23 protein-coding genes are annotated in these 24,940 nt (G+C 31.2%); 12 read left to right on the top strand and 11 right to left on the bottom strand.

All coding sequences use genetic code 11. The features are described 5' to 3' along the window. Positions 1–141 precede the first annotated feature (141 nt). The 3 genes from ABD939_RS02180 to ABD939_RS02190 all read right to left on the bottom strand — a co-directional run bounded on the left by ABD939_RS02180 (position 142) and on the right by ABD939_RS02190 (position 4,093). Positions 142–2,763, bottom strand: coding sequence for an MGH1-like glycoside hydrolase domain-containing protein (locus ABD939_RS02180; RefSeq protein WP_345164063.1), 2,622 nt, complete (start codon positions 2,761–2,763; stop codon positions 142–144). Between the two features lie 136 nt (positions 2,764–2,899). Next, a complete protein-coding gene (locus ABD939_RS02185) occupies positions 2,900–3,559 on the bottom strand; it encodes a class I SAM-dependent methyltransferase (RefSeq protein ID WP_345164065.1) in 660 nt (219 codons plus the stop codon). Beyond that, positions 3,560–4,093: an RNA methyltransferase gene (locus ABD939_RS02190; protein ID WP_345164067.1), complete on the bottom strand. Its 534-nt coding sequence runs from the start codon at positions 4,091–4,093 to the stop codon at positions 3,560–3,562. It abuts the gene before it with no gap. A 177-nt stretch (positions 4,094–4,270) separates the two neighbouring features. Between ABD939_RS02190 and ABD939_RS02195 the strand changes: the two genes are divergently transcribed. The 5 genes from ABD939_RS02195 to ABD939_RS02215 all read left to right on the top strand — a co-directional run bounded on the left by ABD939_RS02195 (position 4,271) and on the right by ABD939_RS02215 (position 9,293). Continuing rightward, positions 4,271–4,540, top strand: a complete 270-nt coding sequence (locus ABD939_RS02195) for a SemiSWEET family sugar transporter (RefSeq protein ID WP_345164069.1) — start codon at positions 4,271–4,273, stop codon at positions 4,538–4,540. Between the two features lie 222 nt (positions 4,541–4,762). Beyond that, positions 4,763–5,863, top strand: a complete 1,101-nt coding sequence (ald, locus tag ABD939_RS02200; RefSeq protein WP_345164071.1) for an alanine dehydrogenase — start codon at positions 4,763–4,765, stop codon at positions 5,861–5,863. Between the two features lie 72 nt (positions 5,864–5,935). Further along, positions 5,936–6,634 (top strand): zinc metallopeptidase, encoded by a 699-nt coding sequence (locus ABD939_RS02205; protein ID WP_345164073.1) that lies wholly within the window; start codon positions 5,936–5,938, stop codon positions 6,632–6,634. A 101-nt stretch (positions 6,635–6,735) separates the two neighbouring features. Continuing rightward, the gene (locus ABD939_RS02210; RefSeq protein WP_345164075.1) at positions 6,736–7,440 is read left to right on the top strand and encodes a Bax inhibitor-1/YccA family protein; all 705 of its coding nucleotides are present in this window, start codon (positions 6,736–6,738) and stop codon (positions 7,438–7,440) included. 80 nt (positions 7,441–7,520) lie between these two features. Continuing rightward, entirely contained in the window at positions 7,521–9,293 is a 1,773-nt protein-coding gene (locus tag ABD939_RS02215) for a MutS-related protein (RefSeq protein ID WP_345164077.1), read from the top strand. Here the strand turns inward: ABD939_RS02215 and ABD939_RS02220 are convergent. Beyond that, the gene (locus ABD939_RS02220) at positions 9,290–10,189 is read right to left on the bottom strand and encodes a hypothetical protein (RefSeq protein ID WP_345164079.1); all 900 of its coding nucleotides are present in this window, start codon (positions 10,187–10,189) and stop codon (positions 9,290–9,292) included. The two genes, ABD939_RS02215 and ABD939_RS02220, sit on opposite strands and share 4 nt — an antisense overlap. Before the next feature lie 187 nt (positions 10,190–10,376). Here ABD939_RS02220 and ABD939_RS02225 point away from each other — a divergent pair, with 187 nt between their 5' ends. The 3 genes from ABD939_RS02225 to ABD939_RS02235 are packed head-to-tail and all read left to right on the top strand — an operon-like array spanning position 10,377 to position 13,212. Continuing rightward, on the top strand, positions 10,377–11,354 hold the full coding sequence (locus tag ABD939_RS02225; RefSeq protein ID WP_345164081.1) for a sensor histidine kinase: 978 nt from the start codon (positions 10,377–10,379) through the stop codon (positions 11,352–11,354). Continuing rightward, entirely contained in the window at positions 11,351–12,040 is a 690-nt protein-coding gene (locus ABD939_RS02230) for a LytR/AlgR family response regulator transcription factor (protein ID WP_345164083.1), read from the top strand. Before ABD939_RS02225 ends, ABD939_RS02230 begins: the two co-directional genes overlap by 4 nt. A gap of 29 nt (positions 12,041–12,069) precedes the next feature. Next, positions 12,070–13,212: a methionine aminotransferase gene (locus tag ABD939_RS02235; RefSeq protein WP_345164085.1), complete on the top strand. Its 1,143-nt coding sequence runs from the start codon at positions 12,070–12,072 to the stop codon at positions 13,210–13,212. Here ABD939_RS02235 and ABD939_RS02240 read toward each other — a convergent pair. Then, on the bottom strand, positions 13,209–14,369 hold the full coding sequence (locus ABD939_RS02240) for a serine hydrolase domain-containing protein (protein WP_345164087.1): 1,161 nt from the start codon (positions 14,367–14,369) through the stop codon (positions 13,209–13,211). The genes ABD939_RS02235 and ABD939_RS02240 overlap by 4 nt on opposite strands. A gap of 78 nt (positions 14,370–14,447) precedes the next feature. On the opposite strand from ABD939_RS02240, the gene ABD939_RS02245 reads away from it, so the two are divergent. After that, the gene (locus tag ABD939_RS02245; protein WP_345164089.1) at positions 14,448–15,230 is read left to right on the top strand and encodes an amidohydrolase; all 783 of its coding nucleotides are present in this window, start codon (positions 14,448–14,450) and stop codon (positions 15,228–15,230) included. Here ABD939_RS02245 and ABD939_RS02250 read toward each other — a convergent pair. Together ABD939_RS02250 and ABD939_RS02255 are read right to left on the bottom strand one after the other, a co-directional pair. Continuing rightward, entirely contained in the window at positions 15,214–16,827 is a 1,614-nt protein-coding gene (locus ABD939_RS02250) for an Ig-like domain-containing domain (protein WP_345164091.1), read from the bottom strand. The genes ABD939_RS02245 and ABD939_RS02250 overlap by 17 nt on opposite strands. Before the next feature lie 57 nt (positions 16,828–16,884). Further along, entirely contained in the window at positions 16,885–17,562 is a 678-nt protein-coding gene (locus tag ABD939_RS02255; RefSeq protein WP_345164093.1) for a ComF family protein, read from the bottom strand. Positions 17,563–17,668: 106 nt separating this feature from the next. Here ABD939_RS02255 and ABD939_RS02260 point away from each other — a divergent pair, with 106 nt between their 5' ends. Further along, the gene (locus ABD939_RS02260) at positions 17,669–19,210 is read left to right on the top strand and encodes a glycine--tRNA ligase (protein ID WP_345164095.1); all 1,542 of its coding nucleotides are present in this window, start codon (positions 17,669–17,671) and stop codon (positions 19,208–19,210) included. Positions 19,211–19,269: 59 nt separating this feature from the next. Here the strand turns inward: ABD939_RS02260 and ABD939_RS02265 are convergent, their stop codons facing one another. The 3 genes from ABD939_RS02265 to ABD939_RS02275 all read right to left on the bottom strand — a co-directional run bounded on the left by ABD939_RS02265 (position 19,270) and on the right by ABD939_RS02275 (position 21,939). Beyond that, positions 19,270–19,815, bottom strand: coding sequence for a DUF3575 domain-containing protein (locus ABD939_RS02265; protein WP_345164097.1), 546 nt, complete (start codon positions 19,813–19,815; stop codon positions 19,270–19,272). 125 nt (positions 19,816–19,940) lie between these two features. After that, positions 19,941–20,408 carry an Lrp/AsnC family transcriptional regulator gene (locus tag ABD939_RS02270; RefSeq protein WP_345164099.1) on the bottom strand — a complete coding sequence of 156 codons (468 nt, stop codon included), beginning with the start codon at positions 20,406–20,408 and terminating at the stop codon, positions 19,941–19,943. Positions 20,409–20,574: 166 nt separating this feature from the next. After that, on the bottom strand, positions 20,575–21,939 hold the full coding sequence (locus tag ABD939_RS02275) for a saccharopine dehydrogenase family protein (protein ID WP_345164101.1): 1,365 nt from the start codon (positions 21,937–21,939) through the stop codon (positions 20,575–20,577). Positions 21,940–22,050: 111 nt separating this feature from the next. Between ABD939_RS02275 and ABD939_RS02280 the strand changes: the two genes are divergently transcribed. Further along, on the top strand, positions 22,051–22,449 hold the full coding sequence (locus ABD939_RS02280) for a DUF423 domain-containing protein (RefSeq protein ID WP_345164103.1): 399 nt from the start codon (positions 22,051–22,053) through the stop codon (positions 22,447–22,449). Positions 22,450–22,509: 60 nt separating this feature from the next. Next, positions 22,510–24,126, top strand: a complete 1,617-nt coding sequence (pckA, locus tag ABD939_RS02285; protein WP_345164105.1) for a phosphoenolpyruvate carboxykinase (ATP) — start codon at positions 22,510–22,512, stop codon at positions 24,124–24,126. Positions 24,127–24,182: 56 nt separating this feature from the next. On the opposite strand, the gene ABD939_RS02290 is transcribed toward pckA, so the two are convergent. Continuing rightward, a complete protein-coding gene (locus ABD939_RS02290; RefSeq protein ID WP_345164107.1) occupies positions 24,183–24,932 on the bottom strand; it encodes a uroporphyrinogen-III synthase in 750 nt (249 codons plus the stop codon). Positions 24,933–24,940: the final 8 nt, after the last annotated feature.

Genomic DNA, 24,940 nt, shown 5'->3' on the forward strand with positions numbered 1-24,940 from the left:
TAAGATTTTTGGTCAACTTTGTCTGTTACTTTTACGGTCATTTCTCAAATTAATGCCAACGACATGATATGACGTCGTTTTAATGACTTATATCAAGCGATAAGCGAAGTTAGATTTTAATAGCTTTAGAATCAAGTTAAATTACTCCTCATCCATTTCCAAAATTAAATTAGCAATAAGCGATGTCCAACCTGTTTGGTGTGAAGCTCCTAGGCCTTTACCAGTATCGCCATCAAAAAACTCATAGAAAAAGTGTTCATTCTTAAAGTGTTTGTCTTTTGTAAAAACCTTATCTGGGTCTTCAGAATGGTAAGGGAATTTACCATCTTCATTAGGTTCAAAAAGTTTTATTAATCTTTTTGTTAATTCGTTAGCAATTTGCTTTAAATTCAGTTTGTTGCCAGAACCTGTAGGGAATTCGTATTGATAGTCGTTACCATAAAACGTGTAATATTTTCTTAACGATTGTATAATCATGTAATTTAAAGGCATCCAAATTGGTCCGCGCCAATTGGAGTTGCCACCAAACATATTTGATTGACTTTCGCCAGATTCGTACTGGATTTGATGATGCCCATGATGATGAAATACAAAAGGATATTTTTCGTGATATTTTGAAAGTGAACGAATTCCATAATCTGATAAAAACTCATCTTCATCTAGCAAGCGTTTAAGTAAATGTTCCAACCTAAAACCTCGCATAATGGAAAATAGATAATTTCCATCTTCATTTGTTTTTTCTAAGTTAGAAATTAAGGAGGCTAAATCTGGTCTTGTTTTTATTATCCGGTTTGCTCTTTTCTTAAATTCTTTTAATTCTTCAAATAAATCTTTATGAATAATTTCAACGGCAAACATAGGTATAACACCAACTAAAGAGCGAACTCTTAAGCGGTCTGTAGCCCCGCTAGACATTTCAACAACATCGTAATAGAAATTATCTGCATCGTCCCAAAGCGAAATATCTTTTTTGCCAATATGGTGCATCGCCCAAGCAATATTTAAAAAGTGTCTGAAAAAATTAGCAGCCGATTCTTCATACACTTTATTGGTTTTTGATAATTCTAAAGCCATTCGCAGCATATTAATTGAGAACATAGCCATCCAACTAGTCGCATCGGCTTGTTGCATTTTTTTAACACCTGGTGGCATGTGGTTTCTATCAAAAACACCAATATTATCTAAACCTAAAAACCCGCCTTCAAAAAGACTTGTTCCACTTTTATCTTTTTGATTTACCCACCATGTAAAATTGATAAGTAGTTTTTGGAATGATTTTTCTAAGAAAACCATGTCTCCTTTTCCTGTTTTCTCTTTATCCTGTTCGTAAACTTTCCAAACTGCATAAGAGTGTACCGGAGGATTTACATCGCTAAAATTCCATTCGTAAGCAGGAATTTGCCCATTCGGATGCATATAACTTTCTTCTAAAAACAACAATAATTGTTGTTTGGCAAAATAAGGGTCTATTTCTACAAAGGACGCCATATGAAACGCTAAATCCCAAGCAGCATACCATGGGTATTCCCATTTATCTGGCATAGAAATAATATGTCTATTGGTAAGGTGTTGCCAATTATAATTTCTCATGTTGGTTCTGTTTGGTTTGCTTTCTCCGGGGCCACCAAACAGCCATTTAAACACATCAAAATAGTAAAATTGCTTCGTCCATAATAATCCTGAAAATGCTTTTTGGGCAAGATTTTGACGATTTTCTGGCAAGTCCTTTTTTATAATATTAGCGTAAAATTCTTCACATTCTTTTTTTCTTTCATCAAAAATACTGTCAAACGTGTCCCATGGATTTTCTAATTCAACTTGACTTAAACGTATTTTTACACTTTTTTCCTCACCAGCTTTCAGTTTAAATTTATGCCAAACGGCCATTTTAGACCCTTTATTTTCAGGGTTTACAGTCTCTTTTTTGTTTACAACATGTTCATGTATACCATCTTTAACATAAGAGACTTCATTTTTAAAATTATAAATACGCTGATTATTGGTTTCGTTTTCACAAAATAATTGTTCCCCGCCTTCATGGTATAAATAGTATTCGCCGTTTCTAGGACTGCTAGATTGTGCTGCATGAGCTCCTAAAGTTTTTATTACAGGGCGTTCATGTTTATTGTTGTGTTTCCAGAAATTTCTGAACCAGAGATGAGGTAATACATGAATTTCGGCTGCTTTTGAGCCTCTATTTACAACGGTAACTTTCATAAGAATATCATCAACATCAGCTTTTGCGTATTCTATAAAACAATCAAAATAGGCATTGTTTTTAAAAATACCGGTGTCTAATAATTCGTATTCGGGCTCATGACGCCCTTTTCTATTGCCATTAACCAAATCGTCATAAGGGAATTTACCGTGCGGATATTTGTATAAGTATTTGTTGTAAGAATGTGTTGGCGTTGATACTTGGTGAAAGTAGAGTTCTTTAACATCCTCACCGTGGTTTCCTTGATTATTGGTAAGACCAAATAAACGTTCTTTTAATATGGTATCATTCCCGTTCCAAAATGCAGGTGCCATACATAAAATTTCTCTAGCATCGCAAAAACCACCTATACCTTCTTCTCCCCACCGGTAAGCATTACTCCGTGCTTTTTCATGATCTATAAACTCCCATGACTCTCCATGTTCACTATAATCTTCTCTAACAGTACCCCATTGTCTTTCTGCTAAATAAGGTCCCCATTTTTTCCAGTTTTTATAATTGTTAGAAGCTGCTAACCGTTCTGTTTCAGGATTTTTATGAGTCATAATTTTAAGAAATTTAATGTAAAATTAACGCTTTTATTCAGCAAGTAGATGCCTGAATTATAAGTATTATTTATTTGAAATTTTTGGTTGTATTTTTTTGATATACCTTTAAAAAACAAGGTTTTAATTGATGAAATCATATTTCATATAAGGTAGTTACAATTTTACCTTTTCCGTTTTCCAAAATATTCTCTACCAGAAGCTTGTGGTGTTTAACTCTTAAATTAAAAGGAGGCTTTAATAAATTTACACCACTATTTTGTTTTATTCTAATGCCTTGACCAGAAATAATATTTTTATTTGGAATGAAATCTTCAATTGGGATATGTTCTGTAAGAATGATGTATTTATAATGTTCTAACTTTTTTACAATGCGTTGTATTTCTGTGTTAGATAAATGTTGTAATACTTGCCTTAGTATAACGCAATCACCTAAAGGAAGCTTATCTTTTGAAATATCCAAACAAAGGAATTCTAAATTGGTTGCTTTAAATAAGGTTTTGTTTCTATCAATAAGTTTTTCGGCAATATCTACAGCAATATATTTTTCAGAGTATTTGATTAAATGCTTACCTATGTTAAAATCTCCACAACCTAAATCGCAAACTACCAAAGGTTTTTTCTGAGACTTTAAAAATGAAATAACATAGTCTAAATATGGATTTACAATGTCAGGATTATGTGAGCCAAAACCAGAATAAAAGTCGACATCTTTACCTCCCCAAAGTTTCATATCATAAATTTGGTTCATGACATCTTTTGTTGGCCAAGGTTGCTTAGTTTTTTTCGTCACCATTTATGGTTGTTGAAGTTTACCAAAGACATCCCAAACCACAACCCCGCAACTCACTGAAATATTTAATGAATGCTTTGTGCCAAATTGAGGAATTTCAATTACAAAATCACTTGCCGAAACCACATCTTGTGCAACACCTTTTACTTCATTTCCAAAAACTAGCGCGTATTTAGTATTACTTTCAACGTTAAAATCGTTAAGCATTATGGCATTTTCGGCTTGTTCAATAGCACAGATTTTTATGTTTTCAGTTTTTAGCTTTTCAATTAAATCAATAGTGTTTTCAGCATATTCCCAAGCAACAGTATCTGTGCTGCCTAAAGCAGTTTTATGGATGTCTTTGTGTGGTGGTTTCGCAGTAATACCACACAAATAAATCTTTTCAATTAAAAACGCATCGCTAGTTCTAAAAACCGAACCTATATTGTTTAAACTTCTTATGTTATCTAAAACAATTATTATAGGTGTTTTTTTTGCTTCTTTAAACCCATCAACACTTAGTCTGTTTAGCTCGCTATTTTTTAGTTTTCGCATATTGTTATTCTAACTAAAAACCATTATTTCAATGATTATTTATGAGGCAAAATTAAAGAATATTTAATTCTCCTGATATTAAAAATAGATTTACCGTTTTTATTGAAAACATATTTTAAACTTAGCTGCATTTTAAAATATAAAATTGTAATATTATTATAACTTTAAAATAGATTTATGTTTCATTTTGAGCCTATTGAAATTATTGGATTTATTGCGGCAATTTTAACAACATCGGCATTTATTCCTCAAGTTTATAGAGCTTGGAAAACTAAAAATGTTGAAGCAATATCTTTAACCATGTTTATTGCTATGTTTATTGGTGTTATTTTATGGCTCGTTTATGGAATTTATATCAATAGTTTGTCAATGGTAATTGCTAATACCATAACTTCCTTATTAAGTCTTGTCATTATTGTTTTAAAAATAAGACACAGGAATGACTGATTTTTCATATAAAATATCATTTTTAATAAACTATTAGTTTATAATGTTTTGAGTGAATTTGAAATTGAATTTATTGTAAAAACTTAAAAACGATAAATATTTTTTAACAATTTTCAATATTTACTAACAATTAATCAAAAAAAGAGGTTTTTAAAACATCTAGAATCAATCATTTATTTATTATTGTACAAGCTTTCAGTCTAACTTTAAAATTGTACAATTATGAAAATTGGAGTCCCAAAAGAAATCAAGAATAATGAAAATCGTGTGGGTATGACGCCTTCAGGAGTTTTCGAATTAACTAAAAACAATCATACCGTTTACATACAAAGTGATGCTGGTTTTGGTAGTGGTTTTTTTAATGAAGATTACCAAGAAGCTGGTGCTGTAATTTTAGAAACTATTGAAGAAGTTTACTCGGCTAGCGATATGATTGTAAAAGTGAAAGAGCCCATTACAGAAGAGTATAATTTGATAAAGCCCGATCAAGTAGTTTTTACTTATTTTCATTTTGCATCAAGTGAAGAATTAACAAAAGCCATGATAAATAGTAAAGCAATTTGTATTGCATATGAAACGGTTGAAGATAGTCATGGTGCACTTCCTTTATTAATTCCAATGTCTGAGGTGGCAGGTAGAATGTCTATTCAGCAAGGCGCAAAATATTTAGAAAAGCCAATAAAGGGAAGAGGCGTTTTATTAGGAGGCGTTCCAGGGGTTCCACCAGGAAAAGTTTTAGTTTTAGGAGCTGGAATTGTTGGTATTCAGGCGGCAAAAATGGCTGCAGGATTAGGTGCTCATGTTACCATTATGGATATTAATATGAAGCAACTACGATATGTAAATGATGTTATGCCAAATCATGTAGTTACAGAATTTTCAAGTGAATATAATATTAGAAAACGAATTAAAGAAAGCGATTTAATAATTGGGGGTGTTTTAATAAAAGGTGCAAAAGCACCTAAATTAATAACAAGAGATATGTTAAAAGATATGCGCCCAGGTACTGTAATTGTAGATGTTGCGGTTGATCAAGGCGGTTGTTTTGAAACCACAAAGGCCACAACACACGAAAACCCTACATATATTATTGATGATGTTGTTCATTATTGCGTTGCTAACATGCCAGGAGCTGTTCCTTATACATCTACGGTAGCATTAACCAATGTTACCTTGCCTTATGTTATAAAACTGGCTAACAAAGGTTGGGAGAAAGCTTGTAGTATAGATTCTTCAATTGCAAAAGGATTAAATATAGTTAAAGGAGAAATTGTTTATAAAGAAATTGCTGAAGCATTTAATTGGGAAACAGAAGTGTCATAAACTGACATTATTTCATAACTAAACATTGGCTCTATTTTTGCTATATTTATTATAGAATTTAAAAATAAAAAAATGTTTGGATATTATATATTAATAGGCGCTATAGGCCTTGTAAGTTGGTTAGTTAGTAATACGTTAAAACGGAAATTTGCAAAATATTCCAAAGTTCAATTAAGAAACGGGATGAGTGGTGCTGAAATTGCAGAGAAAATGCTTTCAGACCATGGTATTCAGGACGTTGAGGTTATTTCTACACCAGGACGATTAACAGACCATTACAACCCAAAAAATAAAACGGTTAATTTAAGTGAAGCGGTTTATAATCAAAGAAATGCTGCTGCGGCAGCTGTAGCTGCTCATGAATGCGGTCATGCAGTACAACATGCAAATGCTTATAGTTGGCTGCAAATGCGATCTACACTCGTGCCAGTAGTTAGTGTATCCTCTGGAATGTCTCAGTGGTTAATTATTGGTGGTTTAGTACTTGGTGGTGCTGCAGGTTTAGGTTTAGGCTGGTGGGTTGCAGCGGCAGGAGTAGTGCTAATGGGATTTGCAACACTATTTAGTTTTATTACTTTACCAGTTGAATACGATGCCAGTAATAGAGCTTTAGCCTGGTTGAAAAATAGAAATATGGTAACACCAGAAGAATATAAAGGGTCAGAAGATGCACTTAAATGGGCAGCTCGAACGTATTTGGTTGCAGCTATTGGTGCATTAGCAACATTGCTATATTGGGCGCTTCAAGTGTTTGGAGGTTCTAGAGATTAAAAATATAATTAATATTATAAAACCGAATTTTTATATATAACGTAAGAATTCGGTTTCTTTTTTTATTACATTTAACTCTCAAACCAATACTAAATTAAAATATGGAAGATTCTATTGATGATAAATTATTAATTGGTCAGTTATCTCAAGTTGATAAGGTTGCCTTTTATAAAAAAACATATTCGCATGTGGCGGGTGGTGTTTTAGTGTTTATTCTTTTTGAATATTTATTACTTCAAAGCGAAACTATTGTCAATTTTATGCTGTCTATGACAGAAGGTTGGCGCTGGTTAATTATGCTTGGTGGATTTATGTTTATTACTAATTATGCTGAGAAAATGACTTTGAAAACACCAGATAAAAATATGCAATACCTTGCTTTTGGTATTTATATTCTTGCAGAAGCGCTAATTTTTGTTCCGCTTATATATATTGCTGCATTTTATATGGATTCTGGTCCAGAAATTTTAAATCAGGCAGCTATTGTTACCTTGGCTTTATTTATTGGGTTGTCATCTATTGTTTTTATCACAAAAAAGGATTTTTCATTTTTAAAAGCAGGCTTAACAATTGGGTTTTTTATTGCCATAGGGTTAATAATTGCAGGCAGTTTATTTGGTTTTAATTTAGGATTATGGTTTTCTGTTGCTATGTGTTTATTGGCTGGAGGTTCCATATTATATCAAACATCAAACTTGGTACATAAATATTCTAGCGACGACTATATCCCTGCGGCATTAGGGCTATTTGCGTCTTTAATGTTATTATTCTGGTATATTCTTAGTATTTTTATGTCTAGAGATTAACAAACTAAAAATATAACTTCAAGCTCTGAAATTTTTTTCAGGGCTTTTTTGTTTCTTTACTTTTTGAATGCATTTTAACAATGATAAACCCTTTAGAATTTTATAAAAATAACCTTGATAAATATCAAGCTGAAACGAAAAGACTTTATAAAAAAATGACAGCTTTTAGTCTATATAGACTTGGCATTTTTTTAATTACAGTATTTGGTGTTTACCTCAGTTTTAATCAATGGCAAGTTGCCCTTTTAATTGGTTTAGTTGGGGTTGTTGTTTTTGTTGTTTTACTATCTAAATACACAGATATAAAACGATTGCGGAATTTTAATAAAGCATTAGTTGCTATAAATGAAGAGGAGATAAAAATAGCTTCAGGTGATTTTTATGAACGCGATAAAGGTTTAAAATTTCAAGACCCACATCATTTTTACAGCTTAGATATAGATTTATTCGGACGAGGTTCTTTTTTTCAATTTATAAATAGAACTACCATAAAAGAGGGAACAGAACTATTAGCTAATAATTTAAAGGCTAATAATACAGAAGATATTATTTTACGACAACAAGCCATTAAAGAGTTAAGCAATAAAACTAAATGGCAACAGCATTATTCTGCCACATCTCGTTTAATTGAAGTTGAAACCCCTGCGAAACAGATTATTAGTTGGTTAAAAGATTATAAACCTTTTTTGTCTAAAATAATGCAAAGGCTTCCGTTAATTTATTCCGTGCTAACTTTAACCTTAATAGCCCTCACTTTTTTTAAAATTATAGGCGGAAGTTTTTTATTGTATTGGCTGTTGTTAGGTTTAGCTATTACTGGTAAATACCTAAAAAACATAAATAATCTAGCATCAAATACAGATAAAATTAAAGATACTTTTAGGCAATATGCATTACTGTTAGATTTAATAGAAAATGAAACTTTTTCATCTGAGTTATTACAAGAGAAACAGAAAAAAATTCAATCTCAAGAAAAAAAGGCATCAGTAATTTTTAAGGAATTTTCAAAGTTTTTGGATGCTTTAGATAATAGGAATAATATTATTGGAGCCATATTTGGAAACGGTTACTTTCTTACTGATATTAGGAACAGTTATAAAATAGAGCAATGGATAAATAAGCACGCCGAAAAAGTATCTGATTGGTTTAGTGTGGTTGCTTTTTTCGATGCGTATAACGCTCTCGGCAACTTTGCATTCAATCATCCAAGATTTGTTTTTCCACAGATAGTTTCAGATGCAAATTCTATAATTAAAGCCAAAGATTTAGGGCATCCTATGCTAAAAAACACAAAACGTGTTGATAGCAATTTAACAATAAATAATGAGCAATTTTTTATTGTTACTGGAGCTAATATGGCAGGTAAAAGTACATTTTTAAGAACGGTTTCTTTACACATTGTTATGAGTAATGTTGGGTTGCCAGTTTGCGCTAAAACCAGTGAATATTCGCCTGTAAAACTAATTACAAGTATGCGAACTACAGATTCCTTAACTGATGATAGCTCCTATTTCTTTTCAGAATTAACTCGACTTAAATTCATTGTTGATGCTATTCAAAAAGAGTCGTACTTTATAGTTTTAGATGAGATTTTAAAAGGCACAAATAGTACCGATAAAGCTATTGGCTCTAGAAAGTTTGTTGAAAAACTAGTGGCTTCAAATACTACTGGAATTATAGCTACACACGATTTAAGTTTATGCGAAATTGAAAAAGAACTTGAAGATGTTAAAAACTACTATTTTGATGCCGAAATAATTAATGATGAGCTTCATTTTGATTATAAATTAAAAGAAGGCATTTGTAAAAATATGAATGCATCCTTCTTATTAAAAAAAATGAACATAGTTTAATCTCCAATATTAATTTTTTTAATCTTTTCAACCATAGTTATTGCATTTTTATCATCGGGTTTTAAACTCAACACTTTATAATAATTTTTTAAAGCTTCATTATAATTTTCTAGCTTTAAATTAGCTTCACCCAAACTATCAAAAACATTGTGCCTGTAAGGGAATATTTTGGTATTTAAATCAAAAATATATAGTGCTTTTTCTAATTGATTTGAGCGTAAAAGTGAATATCCATAAGTGTTTAGTTCTCTGCTACCTTTTACAAATTCTGCTAGTCTTGGTACTAAATTAGCTTCATCTTGTTTTAAATCTTCAATAGATTTTGAAGCCAATAAATACCTCATGTAATTAACTGCAACATAATTAGGCGTATACTTTTTTTCAATAACTATTTTATGAATATCGCGCTCAAAAGTTTCAACCGGAGATTCCACAATTCTTCCAACTTCTTTGTCATTGTTATAAAAAATAAAAGTTGGAACTCGATGAATGCTTAGTCCTTTTTCTTCATGATTAGGACTTTGTTTATAAGCATCCTCAGTGTTATTTACGGCAATTACTTGTAATTGTTCTTCTGGGAATTTTGCTAAATCTAAAACATTGTAAAATCTTGGAACACCACGTTTACTATCGCCACACCATGTACCTAAAAATACTTTTATATTGTAATTTTTTAATGAGTCTTTTAATTGTTTAGCAACATCTTTGTTTGGTAAATAATCGTCGTAATTAGAATTAAACCAAGTTTTAAAACTATTTTGAGTTAAATGACTGCGATTAATTTCTCCGAGCAATAATTCTTTTCCGTTTTTATCTAATGTTAAGGGAGTTGATGATTGAGAAAACCCTAACTGTAGGCTAAGTATTAATATTATAAAAGGAATTGTTCGTTTCATGATTGATTGTTTTTTTCAAATGTAGAAGACCTTCAAACACTAATCCAGAAATATGGATACAAGACTTTTTTAACAACACAAACACATTATTTAACCTTGCAAACAACAAAAAAATACGTTTGTAACTACAAAATGTGTTTTTGTACACTTTCTTTGATGGTTATATGTTTTCTAATTACTTTTAAAAATGAAAATGAGAATTATTAATAAAAACATCTCCCAAGTATTGGTTCACATCTTATTCTGGATGCTGTTTGTTTTTGTGTCACTTTTTTTATTCTCAGATTTCTATTGGAAAGAAAATCCATTTTTACAGTATGTTTCTATTTTAGTAGCTATTGTTTATTTAAACAATTTCTTTTTACTACCATTTTTTGTAAAAAAGAAAATGTATGCGTTTTATGTTTTTGTATTTGCAGCTATTTCTTTTTTGGCAACCCAATTATACTGTTATGCTTTTGCCCAATGCGGCTGTACATTGGTTAAATGTTTAAGTGATTATTTATGGCAAAGTTTAGTGCCGTTAATTTTCTTCTCATTTGTTTGGATTTTATACCGATTTATAGATAAACAAGAAGAGGTTGAAACCGTTAAAAAGGAGCATACAGAAATGGAACTTAAATTTTTAAAGTCTCAAATAAATCCTCATGTTTTATTTAATAATTTAAACACCATTTATTCTTATTCTATCGAGAAACCTAATGAAACTCCTGAGCTTATTTTAATGCTTTCAGATAATTTAAAACATGTATTGTACGATAGTAACGAGAAAACTATTTCTTTAGAAAAAGAAGTTCATTTTATAGATAATTATATCAAATTTCAAAAAATAAGAACTGAGGGCGTTAAAAAAATAGTTTATCATAAAAACTTAGATAATTTAAATTATAAAATTGCACCATTACTTCTAATAACTATTATTGAAAATGCATTTAAACATAGTAGTTTAAATAGTGATATTGTTATTAATATTAAAATAGAAAACGGTAGTTTAAATTTTACTTGCGAAAACGATTTTAACCCCAATAAAGTAACCACGACAGATTTTAAAATTGGTTTACAAAATTTAGAAAAAAGATTGGCGCTAATTTATGATGGGCAATATGAATTAAATATTGATAAATCTGATAGGTTTAGAGTATCACTAAAGCTAGAATTGACATGAATTGTATTATTATAGAAGACGAAATTCCGGCACAGAAAATTTTAAATAATTTCATATCTAAAATTCCAAATTTAGAACTTGTAGATACATTTAAAGCAGCTATTGAAGCTAATACATTTTTAAATAGTAATACAGTTGATGTTGTTTTTTTAGATATTAATTTGCCCGATATATCCGGTATTGATTTTATAAAAACCATAAAAAATCCACCAGCAATTATAATGACAACCGCGTATCCTGATTATGCGGTAAATAGTTTCGAACTCGATACTATCGTAGATTATTTAGTAAAACCATTTTCTTTTGATAGGTTTTTGAAAGCTGTTAACAAGGCAAAAGACAGAAAAGAACGCTTTAATAATATAACAGTAGAGGACGAAGAGACCATATTTTTAAACGTTGATAAAACATTACATAAGTTGGTTTTAAACTCTATTTTATTCATTGAATCAGATAGAAACTACATAACGGTTGTAACTGAGAGTCAAAGATTTTCATATATAGATTCACTTAAAAACTGGAAAGAAAAGCTTCCATCAAATCAATTTATTCAAGTCCATAAATCTTATATTATTAATAGCAAGTTTGTAAGTAAAATTTCTGGTAATGTATTATTTGTAAAAGACAATAAAATACCAATTGGAAGAACATACAAACAAGATTTGCTAGTAAAATTGGGTGTGTAATTATTTCAAGAAGTCTGTATCTTTACAAGATGCAGCATATTTCTAAACTTCCGAATGTAGAGACTACAATTTTTTCAGTAATGAGTAAATTGGCAAAAAAACACGATGCCATAAATTTGTCTCAAGGTTTTCCAGATTTTGGTAGCGACCAAAAGTTAATAGATTTAGTTTGTAAAGCCATGAATTCTGGTTATAATCAATACGCGCCAATGGCTGGTAATCAAGAATTACGGGAAGCTATAGCTAAAAAAATAGAGTTGCTTTATGGTTCAATTTACCATCCAGAAAATGAAATTACAATTACTGCAGGTGCCACTCAAGCTATTTTTACAATTATAAACACATTTGTAAAACCGAATGATGAAGTTATAATTTTTCGTCCTGCTTATGATAGTTACCAACCAGCTGTAACTATAAACGGCGGAAAAACCATTTCTATTCAATTAAAAGCGCCAAGCTTTTCTGTGGATTGGGTTGAGGTTAAACAGAAGGTTAATAGTCGTACAAGAATGATTATTATCAATACACCTCATAATCCGTCTGGTACTGTTTTTTCAAAAAGCGATATGCTAAAACTTCAAGAAATTACAAGAAACACCAATATTATTGTATTAAGTGATGAGGTTTATGAGCACATGATTTACGATGGAGAAAAACATCAAAGTGCATGCTTATTTCCAGATTTAAAATCTAGAAGTTTTGTAGTGGCTTCTTTTTGTAAAACTTTTCATAATACGGGTTGGCGAATTGGTTATTGTTGTGCTCCAAAAGAACTTATGAAAGCATTTATGCAACTGCATCAATTTAATGTGTTTTGCGTTCATCACCCCACACAAAAAGGAATTGCAGATTATATGCAAAACCCCAAACATTACTTGGATTTACCGGAGTTCTACCAGAAGAAGAGAGATTTATTTTTAAATTTGATTAAAGATTCTAGGTTTAAGTTTACACCATCAAAAGGGACATATTTTCAAGTTTTAGAGTATTCTGAGATTACACAAGAATATGATGTAGATTTGGCTAAGAAACTTACTATTGAATCTGGTATTGCCTCAATTCCACTTTCAGTTTTTAATGATGATAATTTGGACAATAAGGTGTTGCGATTTTGTTTTGCAAAAACAGATGAAACTTTAAAAAAAGCAGCTGATATTTTAAATACAATTTAATTTAGAGCTTTAGTTAATTTTTGCATGAATTCACCAATTTTTGAGGGTTCTAACCAACGGGTTACAACAACAATATTGTTTTTTTTATCAATAACAATAAAATTACCTCCAAAACCAGCTGCATAATAAACATCTTCAGATACATCTTCCCAGTATCTGGAGCCTTTTTTATTCAGCCACCACATATAGCCGTAATTAACATTTGGCACCGAGGATTTGGTTGCATTTGCAATCCATTTTTCACTAATTATCTGCTCATTTTTCCATTTACCATCGTTTAAAAATAGTAGTCCAAATCGTGCCATATCTTCTGCTGAAATAAATAAGCCAGCTCCAGAATGCCCGCCGCCGGTAACAGATTTCATTTTTAAGCCATCTATAGTTGTCCAAGCATTGTCGTAACCAAACCAACGCCATGTTGTAGAAGCATCAATTTTATCCATCACTTCCTCTTTAAGTACTTGCGGTAAAGTTTTTCTCCAAACATGAAGTAAAGAATACGCAAGTACATTTACGCGAACATCGTTATACTCCATAAAGGTTCCAGGTTCTTTGAGTGTTCTGTTTTTCCAATCGTCCAAATCGCCTTTTCGAGGTGGACGATCTGCCCAATCTTTTCCGCCCCAAAGTTCTCCAGACCAATCAGAGTTTTGTTGTAATAAGTGTTGGAACGTAATTTTAGAATTATGTGCGCCATCAAAAGTACCATCCCAAACATAGTCTTTAGCTTTATCGGTTTCATTTTTAATTAATCCTTTATCAACAGCTAGACCTGCCATTGTAGATAGAAAACTTTTGGTAACACTAAAAGTCATATCTACTCGTTTTGTATCACCCCATTTTGCAATTATATAACCATCTTTTAAAATTAATCCTGCAGGACCGCCTCGTTTTTTTGTTGGTCCCAAAATTTGATGAAATGGCTCTCTAGCAAAACCTTTAAGAATAGCAATTCTTAAATCTCTTGAGCCAGAATATTCGTTTGTTTCAGCAAAATCAATAACTGCATTTAGTTTATTAATATCAACATTGAAACTTGAGGGCGATTTTTCTTCCCAATTAGCATTACGTTCGGGGAAATAATCTATTTGAGCTTCTATAGAATTAAAGAAAGTAATGGTAAAACAAAAGAATAAAAAGAACGTATATTTTCTCATAAAAAAGGCATAAAATTTTTACCAGTTGAAATTACTTAATTAATTTTAATTCTTCTATAAAATGTGTAATTTTAAGATATGCAAAACGAGTTAAAGATAGCGTTAGTACAATCTGATTTAGTTTGGGAAAACCCTAAAGAAAATTGTGACCAATTCACCAAAAAAATTAGTGATATTCCTGAAGAGGTAGATATCATTGTATTACCAGAAATGTTTACAACTGGCTTTACTATGAATGCTGCAAAAGTTGCTGAACCTATGCATGGAGATTCTGTAGCTTGGATGCAAGAGATGGCAAAAAAAACAAATGCTGCTATTATAGGAAGCCTTGTAATTGAAGAACATAAAAGCTATTATAACCGCTTGTTGTTTGTTGAGCCATCGGGCTATATTTCAAAATACGACAAACGGCATACGTTTACTTTAGTTGGCGAAGACAAAATTTACAAAGCAGGTACTGAAAAAGTAATAATAAATTACAAAGACTGGAAAATAAGTCCTTTGATTTGTTACGATTTACGTTTTCCGGTTTGGGCTAGAAATATTGCAGATTATGATGTTTTGCTTTATGTTGCAAATTGGCCAAAACCAAGAGTATCTGCTTGGGATGCTTTATTAAAAGCTAGAGCAATAGAAAACATGAGTTATTGTATTGGAGTAAACAGGGTGGGAGTTGACGGTGTAAATAGTGAATATTCCGGTCATTCGGCTTGTTATGATGTTTTAGGAAATTTGATAACCTCATTTATGCCTAATAAAGTACAAACTGAAATTGTAAAGTTGGAAAAAAGGCATATCGAAGCTTATAGAAATAAACTTAAATTCTTAGATGATAGAGATGCCTTTAATCTAACAAATTAATAGTCCAAACATCATTCCAGCCTGCTCTAATATCATCATCAGGTTCGCCTGGAAGAAAACTAATACGCTCTGGTTGAATCTTTTTTAAGTAATTGCCAGAATCATATTTTCCATTACCATTAGTATCAAAAATAACTCTTAAAAAATATTTCCCTGGGTTAATATTTAAAAAATCTAAAGCTTCTTGTTTTTCAGAAACCTTTTCATAAATAACTTCTTCACTGTTGTTTGTTAATTGAACAATAATAGGATACGTAGCATTATTTATAATAACCTTTAGGTTGCCATAATCCGATTCTTTTTTTGTTTTTAATGTATAATTTAAGGTGTCATTCTTATCATCAAAAAAATCGATAAAAGCTTCTGGTAGTATTTGTATTTTGTATGTATTGTCTTCTGTTTTATCAAAGTTTATATCATATGTGTTTGAAATCATGTCAAACTTTGTTGTGAAGTTAACATCCATAGAATCTTTATCCATTATAGAAATTTTTGAATTATCAAATTCTATAAGTGGTGTAGATCCTGAAATTTTAAAAGATTCATCATAACCAATGGAGCTTGAAGGCGATGAGGTTATGTTTAACGAATCTCTTTTTTGCTCACTAATTCTAACAGTAAAATCTTTTTCAAAATCACCTTTAGATACTTTAAATAATAAAGAATCTACTTCTAATCTTGGTTTATACCAATAGTAAAGTGTATCTGCTTTTTCGTCTTTAGTTATTCGCGAAACAAACTCATCGGGAGTATCTGATGTAATGGCAATTTGCATGTTTTTATAATCGCCTTCGTAACCAAAAATAATTTTTTCGCCAGAGATTAATTTAGGTCTTGTAGCATTAAAATCTAGCTCTTCTGAAAATAATTTTAGTGTGTAAAGTGAATCTGTAGGTACATCAATAAAACTTTTGTAAAATGCTATTTTATCTATTTTTTGTTGAAATTTATTGTCATCATTATTATCTTTTAAAGCTATTAGCATGTATTTGCCAGCTTTAATATTCTCAATAGAAAAAGTAGTAAGACTATCTAAAGTATTGGTAATATACTTAGGTGGTTTTTTATAAATTATAGAGTCGTTAAAAGTTGAGTCAATCTCGTATAAAGCTACTGACACAAAAGTTTCTGGCTCTCTTTTTATGGCATCAACGATGTTGCCTTTTACGGTTAATGAATCGATGTAATCTCCTGTAGATAGAACATACCTGTAATAAGGGTATGGGTTTCCTTCATTATTATCGGTAATGCTGTTTCCAAAATTGAAAGCATAAGTAGTATTAGGTTGTAAAGTATCCTTTATTTTGATTGTAATGTATTTGCTGGCACCTCCAATTGGCGAGATTTCCGGCTGTGTAGTCATTGGTGGAGAAATAACTAACTGCTTTTGTACGTCTTTCATTTTAACGTATTCATCAAAATAAATTTTTATTTCCTTGCTCTTAAAATTTGTCGAGTAATTATCTGGTTCTGTTTTTTCTATAACAGGTGGTGTTTCGTCTTTTGGACCTCCATCAGGATTTCCTCTATTCGCACAATTTATAAAAACAAGCCCAATAAAAGCAGCTATAATAAAATTTGAAAGGGTTTTGTTCATTACCAATTTAATCTTTTCACAAACCTACATAATTTTAAAGATATAACGACGAGATTATTATGCTATTGCCATGGTTGCAATACTAATTTTTACATTTTTTGCCTGGTTTAAAACATTTGAACAGGCTTCTAAAGTTGCGCCAGTGGTTATGATATCGTCAACCAAAAGAATATGTTTATTTTCAATGGATTCTATGTTTTTAATTGCAAATAATTCTTCACTATTAATCCAACGCGCTAATCTGCCTTTTTTTGATTGCGACTTGTTATTTGTTATTTTAACAAGTATGTCGTCTCTGTACTCAGTGTTTAAAGCTCTGGATATTTGTTGTCCGAATTTGGCAACTTGATTGTAGCCACGTTTTTTTAATTTTTTTTTATGCAGTGGCACAGGAATAACAATATCAATACTGTTGTAATCATCAATTTCACGTAATTCGTTACCCAACCAGTTTCCTAAAATAAAACCTATGTTTTCATAGTTTTTATACTTTAACCCATGAATAAGTTGTTGAACAAGTCCTTTTTTTTCAAAGCGAAATAAAGCTGTAGCGTGTTCAATTTTAACGCGACCGTAAAGTACTTTTTTTACCGTATCGTTATTTTCAAAATGAAAGTTTGTAACAGGTAAATCGTTCCTGCAATCTACACAAATAGTGTTTTCATTATCGCCCAATAAATTTAAGCAAGCGTAACAAACTTTAGGAAAGAATAAATTGATTAAAGCTTTTAACATCTGTAATAAAATGAAGTCTTGTAAACTTAATTAAAAAAATAAAGAATTCGCACTTATTTTTTGATAAACAAGATGTTAGTTTGAGGTGGTTTTTTATTTTTGCACCATGGCAAATCAAGATGATCAATTTAAGAAGGTTATATCGCATGCTAAGGAATATGGTTACGTATTTCAAAGCAGTGAAATATACGATGGTTTAAGTGCAGTATACGATTACGCGCAAAACGGAGCAGAATTAAAGAAAAACATACGCGACTATTGGTGGAAAGCCATGGTGCAAATGAATGAAAATATAGTAGGTATTGATGCTGCTATATTTATGCACCCAACAACTTGGAAAGCTTCTGGTCACGTAGATGCTTTTAACGACCCGTTAATTGATAATAAAGACTCCAAAAAGCGATACAGAGCAGACGTTTTAATAGAAGATTATTGTGCTAAAATTGAAGCTAAAATTGATAAAGAAGTTGCTAAAGCAGCAAAACGTTTTGGTGATGCCTTTAATAAAGAAGAATTTGTATCTACAAACGGGCGTGTTTTAGGATATCAAGAAAAAATAAATACTACGCTTTCTAGAATGGCAAAATCTTTAGAAAATGAAGATTTAGCTGATGTAAAGGCTTTAATTGAAGAACTGGGAATTGCCGACCCATTAACAGGAAGTAAAAATTGGACTGATGTTAAACAGTTTAATTTAATGTTTGGTACAAAATTAGGCGCTTCTGCTGAATCTGCTATGGATTTATATTTAAGACCAGAAACTGCACAAGGTATTTTCGTAAACTTTTTAAATGTACAGAAAACAGGTAGAATGAAAATTCCTTTTGGTATTGCGCAAACAGGAAAAGCGTTCAGAAATGAAATTGTAGCTAGACAATTTATCTTTAGAATGCGTGAGTTTGAACAAATGGAAATGCAATTTTTTATTAAACCTGGAACGCAGCAAAAATGGTATGAATATTGGAAAGAAGCGAGAATGAAATGGCATTTAAGTTTAGGGATGGGAGCTGATAATTACCGTTTTCATGACCATGAAAAACTAGCGCATTATGCTGATGCTGCCTCAGATATAGAGTTTAAATTCCCATTTGGATTTAAAGAATTAGAAGGTATACACTCGCGCACAGATTTTGATTTAAAAGCTCATGAAGAACACTCTGGAAAAAAACTTCAGTATTTCGATCATGCAGATAATTCAAGCTACACACCTTATGTGTTAGAAACTTCAATAGGTCTAGACAGAATGTTTTTAGCCGTTTTCTCAAACTCTTTACAAGAAGAAGCACTGGAAAATGGAACTACTAGAACCGTATTAAAATTGCCAAGTGTTTTAGCTCCTGTAAAAGCTGCAGTTTTACCATTGGTTAAGAAAGATGGTTTGCCAGAAATTGCACGTAAAATCATTGAAGATTTAAAATGGGATTTTAATGTCATTTATGATGAAAAAGATGCCGTTGGAAGACGTTATAGAAGACAAGATGCAAACGGAACACCATTTTGTATAACAGTAGATCATGAGTCTTTAGATGATAAAATGGTAACCATTCGTCATAGGGATACAATGGCTCAAGAACGAGTTAATATTGAAGACTTAAGAGAAATTATTAAGCAAGAAGTAGATGTTCGATCTTGGTTGATGAAAATGTAAACATAAAAAACCTTCAAGGTCTAAAACTTGAAGGTTTTTAAATTTATGTATTTATTTAACTAAAAACGGTAGCCAAAAGTAATACCTATTTTAGCAATAATTTCGTAATCATATCTATCGCTATTAAAAAGGTTTCTACCAACACCTAAATTTAGCTCACCAATAAATCCACTATTGGTAATCCATTTACCACCTAAGCCAATACCAAGCGCAAAGTCGGTGATTTTTTCCTGTCTGGTGGAAACGTCAAACACATCCGTAAATCTAAAATCATTTGTAGAATTTAACATTCCAAATCCTTCTAAAAAGAAACCTGCAGCATATTTTTTGCCGAAATAAAAACGGTAATACGGCGAAATATAATAATTCACATCGTCGTTTACATCGTCATCAAATGGTAAAAATACATTTAGACCAAAAGCAGATTCTTCATTGATAGTACGTTCGTAAGTTATATCAAAAGCTCCAAGAACAAGATAAAGTCCGTTTAGCTTAATTTCGTTAAAGTTTTCAGAAGTATTATTATCAGTTTTAGTTTTTTCTTGCGAAAATGATGAAAATGAAAATAAAATAGAGACAAATAGTAATACGTAAGTTTTCTTCATGATTTTAGTTTAAAGTTATTTTGCAGTTAGTAGCAAAAATGATACCATGAATTAGATACAATCTTTTAAAAAGGTTGCTTAATAAAAATGGTTATTTAGATTAATTGAATAACTGATGTTTAACTTTAAATAGTTATTTGTCTATCAATTTGTTGATCTAAAGATATAAAAGTTTCCGTTCTAGAAACACCCGAAATGGTCTGTATTTCGTTATTAAGTAAATGCATTAAATGAGCATTATCTTTACACAATATCTTAATTAGAACATTCCAGTTTCCAGTAGTATAGTGGCATTCTAAAACCTCAGGCACTTTTTTTAATTGTTTTATAGCTTCTGGATTTTGAATGGCTTTATCTAAATAAACACCAATAAAAGCAACGGTTTTATAACCTAATACTTTGGGGTCTATTATAAATTTGGAGCCAGAGATTAGGCCAGATTTTTCAAGTTTTCTAATTCGCTGGTGAATTGCAGCTCCAGAAATATCGATATTTCGTGCTATTTCTAAAATAGGAATTCTAGCATCGTCCATTAAAGCACGCAGTATTTTTTTATCAATACCATCTATGGTGATAGTTTTGTTTTTAGACATCGTTTTTTAAGAATAGTTTCGGTTTGTAATACAAAAATAGGTATTTGATTTTGATTTGAAAGTAAAACAGAGTCAGTTAATAAACAAATAAGAAAAATTCACAAAAAGTCGTGTATGGGTTTTGTTGTGGTAAAGATTGATGGAAATTATTAGTAAATCTTAAAAATTAATTATTCAAAGGATTATACCCTAAGTAAGGTACTTCTTTTTCGTTAAATGAAATATTAAAATCTTTAAGTTCGTTTAAAATGGGTTCATAAACTTCTTTAGTTATGGGTATTTGTACGCCCGGTGTATTAATTTTTCCATTTAAAATAGCTAATGTAGCCATGGCCACAGGTAAGCCTACTGTTTTTGCCATTGCTGTGTAAGTTTGGTCTTCGCCTAAAACAACCATATTAGCATCAATTTGATGTTTTTTGCCATCTTTTTCGTAACCAAATTTATGATACATAACAATCATATCTTTATCGCTTTCTGCTAATGTCCAGCTATCCATTAATATTTTTTGAAGTATTTGAGCAGGCGTTGCTTTTTGAAGTTTTACTCTTTTATTTGCATTGAAAATGTCTAACTCTACTAATTTATCCCAAACAATATCATCCTGATCTATTTTTAAGGCATGTCTCAGCTTTAATTCAACTGAGTCTGATGGACTATAAGGTAAAAAAGCGTTTACAAAATCGCGATAACTCATATTTTCGCTATCATCAATTGTGTAGCTATCATCAGTCATTCCTAGAGTTACAAAAATATTCCAAGCTCTACTAAATCCAACACGACGCATAGTACCTCTATACAGCGTTTTTATATTATTTAAACCATAAACACTTTGGTATTTTAAAGAATCACGATTAGCGTAAACCTCAAAACGCCCAAAATTTTCTATGTCTAAGAATTCAGTTCTTCTAAAAAGTCTATTGTATGGAATATATTTATAAGTGCCCTCTTGTAGAAATTTAGCAGCTCCACCTTGTCCCGCAGTAACAACATTTCTAGGATTCCAAGTAAATTTATAATTCCAAAGATTATTGTCGCTTTCTGGAGCAACTAGTCCGCCAGTAAAGGATTCAAATAAAATAATATTGCCTCCATCTTCTCTTACACGATTTAGAACTTGCATAGCACTCATATGATCTATGCCCGGATCTACTCCAATTTCGTTCATTAAAATAACGCCCTTTTTTACGGCGTCGTCATTAAGGTTTTGCATTTCCTTACTTACATATGATGCAGTAACCATATGTTTGCCATACAAAACACAATCTTTAGCTACTTCTATATGAAATCTTGCAGGTAGCATAGATACTACTATATCTGCATTTTTTATTACCTCAGAACGAGAAGATGCGTTAAAAACATCCAGTGAAATGGTATTGACGTTTTTTGAGTTTTTAATTAGTTTATTAACGTTTTCAAGATGTATGTCTCCAACCGTAATATGTAGTTTTTCTGAAACAGCTTTTTCTGATAAATATTTTAATAAATAAGAGGAAGATTTTCCAGAACCAATCACTAAAATTTTTCGCATATTGAATTTAGTTGAGTAATTTTGTTACATGTGAAATAAACAAGAAATAAAACTTTTGTTTTTCGAAATTAATAAAAACAAAAACAATTTATTGAGAATAATTTACAAAAAATGAATAAAATCATATTAATTACTGCTTCAATTTTAGGTTTAACAAGTGTTGTTTTTGGCGCTTTTGGTGCACATGGTTTAAAGGAATTAATTTCCATAGAATCTCAACAAACTTTTGAGACTGGTGTAAAATATCAAATGTATCATGCGCTAGTATTACTTTTTGTTGGAAGCACAGATTTAATTCAACAAAAAACTAAAAGAATAGTTTACTATTTAGTGGTTGTTGGACTTATTTTATTCTCTGGTTCAATTTACGGATTAGCCACAAATGAGTTGTCTGCATTTAATTTTAAATCCATAGGGTTTGTCACACCCATTGGTGGTTTATCGTTAATTCTTGCATGGATTTTATTGTTTATCGATTTCATAAAGATTTCATCTAAAAAGGTGGTATAATTATGATATACTTAAAATAATTATTTTAATTTTGTATAATAAACAATTTTACATCATTTTATGGAAAATTACACCCAGTTTACGAAAACGATTTCGTTAGAGCAATATGGCATTAAAAATGCTAAAGTACAATATCAATTATCACCAGAAGAATTACACAAAATAACTATTAAAAAAGGGCAAGGTGTTGAAGCATCGTCAGGTGCTTTAGCTGTTAATACTGGGGAGTTTACAGGGCGCTCTCCTAAAGATAGGTTTATTGTAAAGGATGATATAACCAAAGATCTTATTTGGTGGGGAGATATTAATATTCCATTTGAAGCCGATAAGTTTAATTCATTATATAAAAAAGTAACTGAATATCTTTCAGGAAAAGAGGTTTTTGTTAGAGATAGTTATGCTTGTGCAGATGAAAATTACAAGTTAAATATTCGTGTTATAAATGAATACTCTTGGAGTAATCAATTTGCATATAATATGTTTTTGAGGCCAACAGAGGCGGAGTTAGAAAATTTTGATCCAGAATGGACCGTAGTAAATGCTCCTGGTTTTATGGCAGATTCAGAAATTGATGGTACACGTCAGCATAATTTTGCAATTTTAAATTTTACTAAAAAAATAGCACTAATTGGTGGTACAGGGTATACAGGAGAAATAAAAAAGGGGATTTTTTCTGCATTAAATTTTATACTCCCAGTTTATAAAAAAACATTACCAATGCATTGTAGTGCTAACGTTGGTAAGGCAGGTGATACAGCTATTTTCTTTGGTCTTTCAGGTACTGGTAAAACAACACTTTCTACAGACCCAAATAGAAGTTTAATTGGTGATGATGAGCATGGATGGACTAACGAAAACACGGTTTTTAATTTTGAAGGCGGTTGTTATGCAAAAGTGATAAACTTATCTAGAGATAACGAGCCAGAGATTTATGATGCTATTAAAAGAGGTGCCATACTTGAAAATGTCATTTTAGATGAAAATGGTGATGTAGAATTTGCTAATACATCCATTACTCAAAATACACGAGTTAGCTACCCTATACATCATATTGAAAATATCCAAAAACCATCAATAGGAAAAAATCCAAAAAATATTTTCTTTTTAACTGCTGATGCTTTTGGAGTTATTCCACCAATCTCAAAGCTAACGCCCAGTCAAGCCGCATATCATTTTATATCTGGTTATACTGCAAAAGTAGCAGGAACAGAAGCTGGTGTTAAAGAGCCTCAACCATCATTTTCAGCATGTTTTGGAGCGCCTTTTATGCCATTGCATCCATCCAAATATGCAGAAATGTTAAGCAAAAAAATGATTGATGCTGGTGTAAATGTTTGGTTAGTAAACACAGGTTGGACAGGTGGTCCTTATGGTGTTGGAACGCGTATGAAATTAAAATACACACGAGCTATGATTAACGCTGTTTTAAATGGCGATTTGGGCTTATATAATTATGATGATTACCATATACATTCTGTATTTGGTGTGGCACAACCAAGAACTTGCCCTGGTGTTCCAACAAGTGTATTAAGCCCAAGAGCTACTTGGAATGATGATGAAGCTTACTATAAAACAGCTTTTAAGTTAACGAATGCTTTTAGAGAAAACTTTAAAAAGTTTGAAGAGCATTGCTCTGAAGAAATTAGACGAGGCGGTCCACAACGATACGCACATTAAAACAAAAAGCCCGATTTTAATAAAATCGGGCTTTTTTGATTATTTTATTTAGAGAATTATTTTCCCTTATTAACTTTATCAATATATTTTTGTAGAGCCATTGTCATTGATGGCGTTTCAGGTGTTGGTGCAGCAATATCAACACGTAGTCCTTTTTCTTCAACTGCTTTAATAGTCGTGTTTCCAAATACAGCAATTCTAGTTTCATTTTGTTTAAAATCTGGAAAGTTTTGAAATAAAGATTCAATTCCAGAAGGACTAAAGAAGACTAAAACATCATAGTAAACATTTGCTAAATCAGAAAGATCGCTAACAACTGTTTTGTAAAATGTAGCTTGTTTCCAATCAACTCCTAAACCATCTAATGTAGTTGGTACTAGAGGTTTTAGTTTGTCGGTAGTTGGTAAAAGAAATTTTTCATCCTTATATTTTTTAATAAGAGGAGATAATTCTGCAAAAGTACGCTTACCAACATAAATTTTTCGTTTTCTGTATACTACATATTTTTGCAAATAGTAAGCAACAGCCTCAGATTGACAAAAATATTTCATCGCATCTGGAACTTTAAAACGCATTTCTTCAGCAACTCTAAAAAAATGATCTACGGCATTTCTACTTGTAAGTATAATAGCCGTATAATTATTTAAATCTATTTTTTGATGTCTTATTTCTTTTGCATCTACGCCTTCAACATGAATAAAAGGCCTAAAGTCAATTTTAACCTTTTGTTTTTCCTCTAAATCAAAATAAGGAGAGTTCTCTATTTTAGGTTCTGGCTGAGATACTAAAATGGTTTTCACTTTCATAAGCTGTG

The organism is Algibacter aquimarinus (assembly GCF_039543265.1).
In the GTDB taxonomy this organism is placed as follows: domain Bacteria; phylum Bacteroidota; class Bacteroidia; order Flavobacteriales; family Flavobacteriaceae; genus Algibacter_B; species Algibacter_B aquimarinus.